Annotated in this window: 12 protein-coding genes and 1 pseudogene; 10 read left to right on the forward strand and 3 right to left on the reverse strand. The window is 40.5% G+C overall.

The genetic code is table 11. From position 1 onward, the window contains the following. The first annotated feature begins 131 nt into the window (after nt 1-131). Entirely contained in the window at nt 132-566 is a 435-nt protein-coding gene (locus tag BM378_RS16125) for an ATP-binding protein (protein ID WP_036968312.1), read from the forward strand. A 28-nt stretch (nt 567-594) separates the two neighbouring features. Here the strand turns inward: BM378_RS16125 and bioA are convergent, their stop codons facing one another. Continuing rightward, on the reverse strand, nt 595-1,887 hold the full coding sequence (gene bioA, locus BM378_RS16130; protein ID WP_036968315.1) for an adenosylmethionine--8-amino-7-oxononanoate transaminase: 1,293 nt from the start codon (nt 1,885-1,887) through the stop codon (nt 595-597). A gap of 97 nt (nt 1,888-1,984) precedes the next feature. On the opposite strand from bioA, the gene bioB reads away from it, so the two are divergent. From bioB to htpX, 5 genes are all read left to right on the forward strand, one after another. Further along, nucleotides 1,985-3,025 carry a biotin synthase BioB gene (bioB, locus tag BM378_RS16135; RefSeq protein WP_036968319.1) on the forward strand — a complete coding sequence of 347 codons (1,041 nt, stop codon included), beginning with the start codon at nt 1,985-1,987 and terminating at the stop codon, nt 3,023-3,025. A gap of 7 nt (nt 3,026-3,032) precedes the next feature. After that, entirely contained in the window at nt 3,033-4,166 is a 1,134-nt protein-coding gene (locus tag BM378_RS16140; protein ID WP_036968322.1) for an aminotransferase class I/II-fold pyridoxal phosphate-dependent enzyme, read from the forward strand. After that, a complete protein-coding gene (locus tag BM378_RS16145) occupies nt 4,163-4,957 on the forward strand; it encodes a methyltransferase domain-containing protein (RefSeq protein ID WP_036968326.1) in 795 nt (264 codons plus the stop codon). Before BM378_RS16140 ends, BM378_RS16145 begins: the two co-directional genes overlap by 4 nt. Further along, nucleotides 4,954-5,637: a dethiobiotin synthase gene (gene bioD, locus BM378_RS16150; protein WP_036968329.1), complete on the forward strand. Its 684-nt coding sequence runs from the start codon at nt 4,954-4,956 to the stop codon at nt 5,635-5,637. Before BM378_RS16145 ends, bioD begins: the two co-directional genes overlap by 4 nt. A gap of 175 nt (nt 5,638-5,812) precedes the next feature. After that, on the forward strand, nt 5,813-6,673 hold the full coding sequence (gene htpX / locus BM378_RS16155; RefSeq protein ID WP_036968332.1) for a protease HtpX: 861 nt from the start codon (nt 5,813-5,815) through the stop codon (nt 6,671-6,673). 66 nt (nt 6,674-6,739) lie between these two features. Here the strand turns inward: htpX and BM378_RS16160 are convergent, their stop codons facing one another. Further along, nucleotides 6,740-6,946 carry a hypothetical protein gene (locus BM378_RS16160; RefSeq protein ID WP_036968335.1) on the reverse strand — a complete coding sequence of 69 codons (207 nt, stop codon included), beginning with the start codon at nt 6,944-6,946 and terminating at the stop codon, nt 6,740-6,742. 80 nt (nt 6,947-7,026) lie between these two features. Here BM378_RS16160 and BM378_RS16165 point away from each other — a divergent pair, with 80 nt between their 5' ends. The 4 genes from BM378_RS16165 to BM378_RS16180 all read left to right on the forward strand — a co-directional run bounded on the left by BM378_RS16165 (nt 7,027) and on the right by BM378_RS16180 (nt 8,767). Further along, nucleotides 7,027-7,506, forward strand: a complete 480-nt coding sequence (locus BM378_RS16165) for a GNAT family N-acetyltransferase (RefSeq protein WP_051501763.1) — start codon at nt 7,027-7,029, stop codon at nt 7,504-7,506. Nucleotides 7,507-7,590: 84 nt separating this feature from the next. Beyond that, a complete protein-coding gene (locus BM378_RS16170; RefSeq protein ID WP_036968338.1) occupies nt 7,591-8,022 on the forward strand; it encodes a DUF3859 domain-containing protein in 432 nt (143 codons plus the stop codon). A 17-nt stretch (nt 8,023-8,039) separates the two neighbouring features. Continuing rightward, nucleotides 8,040-8,450 (forward strand): GFA family protein, encoded by a 411-nt coding sequence (locus BM378_RS16175; RefSeq protein WP_074989599.1) that lies wholly within the window; start codon nt 8,040-8,042, stop codon nt 8,448-8,450. Between the two features lie 5 nt (nt 8,451-8,455). Beyond that, nucleotides 8,456-8,767 (forward strand): antibiotic biosynthesis monooxygenase family protein, encoded by a 312-nt coding sequence (locus BM378_RS16180; protein WP_065979943.1) that lies wholly within the window; start codon nt 8,456-8,458, stop codon nt 8,765-8,767. A 525-nt stretch (nt 8,768-9,292) separates the two neighbouring features. Here the strand turns inward: BM378_RS16180 and BM378_RS20460 are convergent. Further along, a pseudogene (locus tag BM378_RS20460) lies at nt 9,293-9,631 on the reverse strand (IS4 family transposase); the annotation flags it as partial.

The following is a 9,631-nucleotide window of genomic DNA, read 5'->3' on the forward strand; positions in this document are numbered from 1 at the left end:
TCAATATTTTGCGTTAAAATGACGATTATTTAAATTCTCGCTGCGCTAATTGGTTATTTTGTGGCATTATTATCAATCCTAAACAAGAAATCGTTTCTTATTGTTTTTAACTTATTTGTATTACAGGTGCTATGAAACAAGTTTTTATTCTTCGCGGCTTACCCGGCTCAGGTAAATCATATTATGCGCAAAGCCTTGCCGATGAATTGGTGGCTGGTAATGAAAGTGATTATGTTGTGTGCGCAACCGATGATTATTTTTATAACAGCGAAGGTGTCTATCAATTCGATAAATTTAAGCTCCCTGAATATCATAATTTAAACTTAGCGCGATTTATTAATGCCTTAGCTGAAGAAATCCCCTTGGTGATTGTAGATAACACCAATATAAAAAAATGGGAATTTATTGCCTATGCACAAGCTGCTACGGCGTTAGGTTATCAGGTTAAAGAAGTGATTGTAGGTGAAATCAAAGACAAGTCACTTCAGCATTTATATGCTAAACGCTGTGAGCACAAAGTGCCGCTAAGAATGATAAGCAAAATGGCTTACATGTTTGAATGGTAAAAGGAAGCATACGCTTCCTTTTTTGTGTCTAGAACATATTTTGGCTAATGGCGTCATCAATTGCGCCACACAATTTTTCTAAGCAAGTTTCGCTGCTAATGTACGGTGGCATTAAGTAAATAAGTTTTCCAAATGGGCGGATCCAAACCCCTTTTTCTACAAAAAACTGTTGTATTTTAGCCACATCAACACGGCGGTTTAGCTCTACCACACCAATTGCACCAAGTGTTCGTACATCCACCACATTGGCATGTTGCTTACATTTGCTTAGCTGCTCAGTAAGCACCTCATTAATATGCACAATTTGCTCTTGCCAAGGCTGCTCTAGTAATAAATCAATACTTGCACAGGCAGTTTCACAAGCCAGAGGATTCCCCATAAATGTGGGGCCATGCATAAGTACACCGGCTTCGCCTTCACTTATGCCAACGGCCACCTTTGATGTCGTTAATGTGGCTGATAACGTCATCATCCCTCCGGTGAGTGCTTTACCAATACACATGATATCGGGCTCAATGTCGGCATGTTCAACGGCAAAAAGTTTGCCAGTACGGCCAAACCCAGTGGCAATTTCATCACATATAAGCAGTACATTGTACTTATCGCAAAGTGCTCTTATATGGCGAAGATACTCAGGGTGGTAAAAGTTCATCCCCCCTGCGTTTTGTACTATAGGTTCAATAATAAAAGCGGCGACGTCTTGATGATGCTCTTTAAAGTAAACCTCGAGTGTTTCTGCTTCATGTATATCAAAGGTTTCATTAAAGCGGGAGACGGGGGCGGGTACAAACACATGCTCAGGGAGAAACCCAGAGTACATACTGTGCATAGAGTTAACCGGATCGCATACGCTCATTGCCGCGAAGGTATCACCATGATACCCCTTAAGCGGGGTCATTAATTTTTGTTTGGTTTTAATACCTTGGCTTAACCAATACTGCAATGCCATTTTGATAGCCACTTCGACACTTACAGAGCCGCTGTCTGCTAAAAACACTTTATTTAATGTTGATGGTGTGATCTCAACGAGCTTTTTGGCAAGTTCAACCGCAGGTTTATGGGTTAAACCACCAAACATAACATGGCTCATTTTACCTAACTGTTTGGTAATGGCTTCGTTTAGTACAGGATGACAATAACCGTGAATCGCACTCCACCACGATGCCATACCGTCAATGAGTGCTTCGCCTGTTTCTAAAAAAATGCGGTTCGCTTTTGCGTGGCTTACAGGGTAAACGGGAAGCGGGGTGGTCATGGACGTATAAGGGTGCCAAATATGTTCACGATCAAAATCTAAATCAATTGTTTGTTTATTGTGCATATGTAAACTTTGCTCTGCTTGGTTTCGTTGACAATGTTACGTCAAGACGTAGACTAAGCCAATCAGACCGTCCTAATAAATTTAAAAAGAGAAGATTATGGAGCACGCAATTGTCCGTCACGATTGGACCCACCAACAAGTAAAAGCATTATTTGATATGCCATTTAACGATTTACTGTTTAAAGCGGCCAGTGTTCACCGCGAAAATTTCAATCCTAATGAAGTTCAAATTTCAACGCTACTTTCTATTAAAACGGGTGCATGCCCAGAAGACTGTAAATACTGCCCACAATCAGGACATTATAAAACAGATCTTGAGCGTGAGCGCCTTATGGAAGTAGAAAAAGTTGTTGAGCAAGCGCGTGCTGCAAAAGAAAAAGGAGCTACGCGTTTTTGTATGGGTGCTGCGTGGTCAGATCCTAAAGATCGTGACATGCCTTACATCGAAAAAATGGTGCAAGAAGTTAAAGAATTAGGCCTTGAAACATGTATGACTTTAGGCATGCTCGATAATCAAAAAGCGCACGCCTTAAAAGAAGCAGGACTTGATTATTACAATCATAACCTAGACACCTCACCAGAATATTACCAACAGATTATTACCACCCGTACTTATCAAGACCGTTTAAATACAATAGACAACGTACGCGATGCAGGCATGAAAGTATGTTCTGGCGGTATTGTTGGCATGGGTGAACAAGCCGCAGACCGTTATGGTTTATTGATGCAACTTGCAAACTTAGATCAGCAACCAGAGAGTGTGCCTATCAATATGCTGGTAAAAGTAAAAGGCACGCCACTGGAAGATGTCGATGACCTTGATCATTTTGAATTTATTCGCACCATCGCTGTGGCACGAATTATGATGCCAAAAAGTTATGTACGTTTATCGGCAGGGCGTACTGCGATGAACGAGCAAATGCAATCGATGTGTTTCTTTGCAGGCGCTAATTCTATTTTCTATGGTGATAAGCTACTCACAACAGAAAACCCAGAAGCGGATGCCGATATGATGCTGATTAAAAAGCTGGGTATGAACCCTGAAAAACGTGAAGATTATTCAGATGAAGCTGTCGCGGCTTCACTTTCTTCAAAAGTGGCCGACAAAGCAACATCAGAACTATTTTACGAAGCTTAAACACGTTATGCCTTTTGAATTTATTGCACAGCATCTTCAAGCGCGTAAAGAAGATGCTTTACTTAGGCAGCGCCAACTGGTCGAAGAGTCAAACGGACGCTTTATTCGTATTGCAGGAAAACAGTACTTAAATTTTGCCAGCAATGATTATTTAGGCTTCGCTGATGAACTCGTTACAGTGAGTGAGCTGCCACTAGGCAGTCACAGTTCAGCATTAGTAAATGGCTATAATAAACCGCAACAGGCTCTTGAGCAGCGCCTATGTGAGTTACTCGGTTATGAAAGTGCCATGCTTTTCAACAGTGGCTTTAGTGCAAATAGCAGTGTGTTAAAAGCCTTGTTTAACGATAAAGCTGTGGCGCAATCTGCCGCAATTTTTCAAGATAAACTCAATCATGCTAGTTTGATTGATGGCGGTCTCCATTCTCAAGCGGCGATGGTGCGGTTTAATCATAATGATTTAAAGCACTTAGAGTCACGCATACAAAAATCGAAAGCTAAACATAAACTCATTGTGAGTGAAGGCGTGTTTTCGATGGATGGTGATAAAGCACCTGTTGCACAGCTGTGCGAACTTGCGCATAACTATAATGCCTGGCTAATGATTGATGACGCCCACGGGTTTGGTGTGTTAGGTAAGCACGGGCTTGGTAGCTGTGAAGTGCACAAACCCGATTTATTGATCATTACATTTGGTAAAGCCCTCGCTAGCAGTGGTGCATGCTTGCTGGCGAGTAAATCGGTTATTGATTACATGCTGCAATTTAACCGTGATTATATCTATTCAACAGCCATGTCGCCTGTGATGGCAAGTAGTACGCGTGTACAACTAGAAAAAATACTGGCCGCTGATAATAAACGTATGCAGCTTTTTAAAAATATTGCGTATTTTAAAACATTAGCAAAAGCGAAAAACTTAGCGCTTATGGATTCAGATACAGCAATACAACCATTGGTACTCGGTGATGCCGCACAAACGGTTGATGTGGCGAATAAGCTAAAACAGTGTGGAATTTGGTTAACAGCCATTCGTCCACCAACCGTACCTTTTAATACATCGCGGTTAAGAGTCACACTTAGCAGTGCCCATCAGCTCGATGATATAAACACGTTGGTAGATACGTTAGTGGAGTGCTTATGAGCCAATTAGCACACAGTACTGCTCACGTCGCAAAAGATCACAAGCTGTCCACAGCGAGTCAGTTTTCGAAAGCGGCAGCGCATTACAACAGCCATGCTAACGTTCAAAAGCAAGCAGCAGCGCATTTAATCAAACTGCTTGCGAATAAAAATCAACAGGGCGTTTGCCTCGATTTAGGTGCAGGACCGCTGGTTAATACAGCCCTATTGCAACAATATTTTGCAACGGTAGTGGCGATGGACTTAAGCCACGCCATGTTAAACACCGATAAAAGTCGTGAATATTTAAAGCTGTGTGCCGATATGGATAATTTGCCACTGCAAAAAAACAGTGTTGATTGCGTATTCAGTAATTTTGCCGTGCAATGGTCGGCAGATTTACCCTTGCTTTTTAAACAGCTGTTTGCCGTGCTTAAAGACAATGGTCGGGTGTATTTAAGTTGTGTTATTGCAGGCTCATTACACGAAATTAAACAGGCTTTTTCCTGTTTAGATGACCAGTCTCGTATTAATCAATTTCACTCATCCGACAATGTCACACAGTATGCGAAGGCTGCTGGATTTAAGGTGAATTTTGCAGTAGATACTTGTTATACCGACGCTTATAAAAGCCCACTTGAGGCAATACGTTCAATTAAGGCCATTGGCGCTACGTCATTACACAGTAATAAAAAGCGTCAGGGTCTTTTAACAAAGCAAGCATTGAATAACGTGTGCAAGGCATATCCTCTGGTTGATGGGCATGCTAGAGTGAGTTATCACGTCGTACTTTTAGAATTAGAAAAACAATGAAAGAATTTTTTATCACTGGCACGGACACCGATGCCGGTAAAACCCATGTCACCAGTTTATTATTAAAGCTGCTAGCACAACATAAACGACGAGCGGTTGGTTACAAACCCATTGCAGCAGGGGCTGAGATGGCTTTTGGTGAATTGGTAAATGAAGATGCGCTAACCTTAATGGAAAGCTCGTCTGTTGGTGCTAAGTACACAATTGTGAATCCGTTTACTTATGAGCCACCAATTGCTCCGCACATTGCCGCAGCGAAAGTTGGCGATAGACTCACCTTTGAGAAACTAGATAGCGCGTATGAGAATGTGAAAGCACTCAATACTGATTATATTCTGACAGAAGGGGCCGGTGGTTGGTGCTTACCCATTAACGAAACTGACTTGTTATCTGATTGGGTTAAACAGCAAAACCTCAATGTTATTTTGGTTGTAGGCATGAAACTGGGTTGTTTAAATCATGCTTTATTGACTGCCGCTCATTTTAAAGCGTCGGGCGTAAACTGTGTAGGATGGATAGCAAATCATGTTGACCCCACCATGCAAGAACAAGAGGCTAATTTACAGACCCTTAAAAATACTTTACCGTTTCCGCTATTAGGTATTACCCCCTACACAGAAAAAACTCCTAAATTAAATATTTATAAAACCTTACTTGAAATTTTATCCATTCACCCATAATAATTGAGTTGTTACTTTTGACATACTCTGTCACAATTGGTTGCAATTAGTTCCTTGTAACCAATTGCTTTAAAACTAAACTAAAGGTAGTAACAAGCTCAGTTAATTTTATTAACTAACGGTTTTTAATCATGCCGTTAGTTAATACAATTGGTATGTTTATTCTGAGGTTTTTATGAAGCGTGTATTCTTGTTTCTACTGACTAACTTAGCGGTCATGCTAGTGTTAGGCATTGTGTTGTCTATTGTGATGAGTGTACTGGGTATTAGTCATCGCAGTTTAGGCGGCATTCTAGTCATTTCGACCGTATTTGGTTTTGGCGGCTCATTTATTTCGTTATTTATGTCGAAATGGATGGCTAAAAAGTCAACGGGCGCTCATGTTATTGAACAGCCTCGTTCAGAAACTGAACAATGGCTTGTTTCAACTGTGGCTGCACAGGCTAAAAAAGCAGGCATTGCAATGCCTGAAGTGGCCATTTACGACAGCCCTGAAATGAACGCATTTGCAACTGGGCCTAGTAAAAACAACTCGTTAGTTGCTGTGAGTACAGGTTTATTACACAACATGAATCAAGACCAAGCGGAAGCTGTTTTGGCGCATGAAGTATCGCATATTGCTAATGGTGACATGGTCACGCTTACGCTTATTCAAGGCGTGGTGAATACCTTTGTTATCTTTATGGCAAAAGTATTGGCAGGTATTGTTGATAACTTTATCAATAGCGATGAAGAAGAAGGTGGCAGTAGCTGGACTTACTTCTTGTTTGATATGATTTTCCAAATGTTATTTGGTGTATTAGCGAGTGTAATTGTGGCCTACTATAGCCGTAAACGTGAGTTTTCGGCGGATGCAGGCGCTGCAAAACTTGTTGGCGCAGATAAAATGCGCAGCGCACTTGAGCGTTTAAAGCAAAACCACCCATCGCAACTAGAAGGTTCAATGATGGCATTTGGTATTGCAAGCGGTAAAGGTGTCGCTGAGTTATTCTCATCTCACCCGCCACTTGATGAGCGTATTAACGCCTTACGTTAAATAAACTTATAACGTGAGTTGCTAATTAACACATTAAAAAGCCAGCTTGTTGCTGGCTTTTTGTTTTTATTCACTTTGACTTTTTTCTCTTTCGAGTTGCTGTGGTAGTAATACTTCAACGATTTCTCTGGCTGGCAGTGTGTATCTCACACCGTCAAACATGACCGATGTGTGCTCATCAATACTCGTGATGCCTGTTAAGGTCCAGCCTTCGCCTCGTTCTTTGCAATAAACAGTGGTGGTTGGTTGAATTACTTTAAATTCTTCACTCATCGTACTAAACCTAATTGCTTGTAATTGCGCTTATAGTAAGACAATAATGCCTGCTCATAAAGTAAAAAGAAGAAATAGACGTGTCTTGTGATGACAACTATGCCTACGATTTAAGGCCCATACGCCATAAAGATTGCCAAGCAATATGGGAGATTTTAAAAGATCCTCAAGTGCAGTCATTTAATGACTATAAAAGTGATTTAACAAAAGGTGACGTATACGATTTTATTCAAGGTGATATCGAAGGTTTTTATAACCAGCAAGGTATACGTTTAGTGATTGTTTTACGAAGCAATGGCTTAGTAATTGGCAGTATTGGGCTATTTAACATAATAGATGGGCAGGGTGTGTTAGGCTTTGAACTCGCATCTCACTACTTTGGTAAGGGGATAATGCAAAAAGTGCTGTTAGAGTTTTTTCAAAAACTAAATGTGTTTATAACAACCCCTGTCGATAAAGTGCATGCAATTGTTCAACCCGAGAATACAGCTTGCATAAAGCTGCTTGCAAAATGTGGTTTTGAACTTAACAATGAGCTGTGGACAAAACACATCACTTAAAGATGTTATTATAGTACAAGCTTGTTATGGCAAAATGGCTACTATAAAATGAGCGCCTGTTTAATGAGAGGACCTTAAGTCGGTATGGCCAAAGCTAAACCTGTTTCGACTATTGAAAGTTATGGCATCTACAGTCATTGGGATGCAAAAGAAAAAGACCTACCACAAATCACTGAATTTACCACGGATGTGCCAGCCGAGTTAGATATCGAATTTGGCTTTATTGTTAATATTAAAAAAGCAAAAGGCCAAAAAATTAAGTTCTGTGTGTATCATCCAAATATTCCCGATGATGACGGTGAAATAATGCCGCCATTTGAAGGTGAAGAGTATGTAAAAACAAACGACTGGCAGTTTTACTTAGGCGATACTATCTGGGCGCCTGTTGATAATAAAGTGGGTATTTGGCGCATGACTATTGAGCTAAATGGCCATATAATTGCAGATAAATCGTTTAACTTACTGAAACCAAGCGAAGGCTCAGCCAACGATTTTTGGAAGCATCGCGGCTATTAAAAACCACAAGAGGGAATATGTACCAAGGAAGCTGTTTGTGTCGCAAAGTAACGGTAACAATTGCTGGTGGCATAGATTCAATTATTCATTGCCATTGCTCACTATGCCGTAAAAATTCGGGTACCGCTTATGCGACGAATGGGTTTATTCGCCGTGATGGGTTTGCAATTACACAAGGTAAGCAGTATCTGAGTGCGTTTGAATTTAAAGCCGGTAGAATACGTTATTTTTGTCGCTGTTGTGGCTCGCCTATTTACAGTGAAAATAAAGAGGATATGAGTCGTTTGCGTATACGCTTAGGTCTATTGGACAGCGATATTACAGAGCGTCCGATTAGCCATAACTTTGTCAGTTCGAAAGCCAATTGGGATACCTTCGACAGTGATATTCCATGTTATGATGGTTTTGAACCAAGCAGACGTAAGTAACCATTATGATAGCCACGACGCCCAAACCCCCGTATTACGCAGTTATATTTACGAACACCTTATCTGAGAACACCGCAGGCTATGAAGAAATGGCTAACCGTATGGTTGAGCTTGCCGAGCAACAACCTGGTTTTTTAGGCATGGAATCAGTGCGTGATGGTGTAGGGATTACCGTTTCTTACTGGCAAAGCCTAGATGCTATTAAGTCGTGGAAACAACATGTTGAGCACCTCAACGCTCAACAACTTGGTCGCGATAAATGGTATAACGCATTTACAACACGTATCGCAAAAGTAGAACGTGAATACTCGCTGTAGAATAGCAGTAACAATAAGAACACATCATACTCTATCTTTATTAATTACACTCTCAGCAATTGAGTGGGGAAGTATAATAATTAATCGCAAGAACGATGGTTCAAGCCCTAAGTAACATCTAATTTAGTCGAATTAACTTTGCAGAGCTGAGTTAATTTTGTTTATCTTTTGCATTTTTGTCGCTTCTTTATTACCAATAACATGTCTTAATTTCGTGCATAAACCCCAGTTGCATTTTGCACTCAGTTACCAGCAAGCCGCATACGTAATATCAGAACAGTGACTTAATTTCTCCCCATGACATCGAAAATACGCTAGGTATGTAAAAGCTCGCAAAATAGAGGAGTAGGGAAAAATAAGAGTTTTCACAATGGTGTTATCGATAACATCTTTTATGTGTATGTATTTATATTCAATTAGCTTTTAATGATTTGAATGTAATTATCGTTATTGCAGTGTCGTACAGGGTACGTTGGCATAGAGTTATTTATCTAAAAAATAAAGCCCACGATTGTGTAATGCCAGTCAGTTAAGAGCTGACTGGCATTTTCTTTTGTAAGGATACTTATTTGGTTTCCTTCTTATCACCCTTGGATAATGCCTGTCTGGTAGCCTATCGGGTAAGATAAACAACCTAAGTGTTGTCAGTAACTCATCATAATGAACAGGTAACTTACTTGCACTATGTATTGGCGTAAACATGAAGAAAGCGATTACCTGCCGCATAGATTGGCTAAAGCTTAATTGAGTAGGCAAGATATCTTCTTCTTTAGTTGCATCAAGCATGATTATGCGTATTAAGTTGTAAGCGAGTAGTAATCCCCATAACTCTTGGCGTACCATGTCTGGCTTCCTACTACGTAA

The organism is Pseudoalteromonas lipolytica (assembly GCF_900116435.1).
In the GTDB taxonomy this organism is placed as follows: domain Bacteria; phylum Pseudomonadota; class Gammaproteobacteria; order Enterobacterales; family Alteromonadaceae; genus Pseudoalteromonas; species Pseudoalteromonas lipolytica.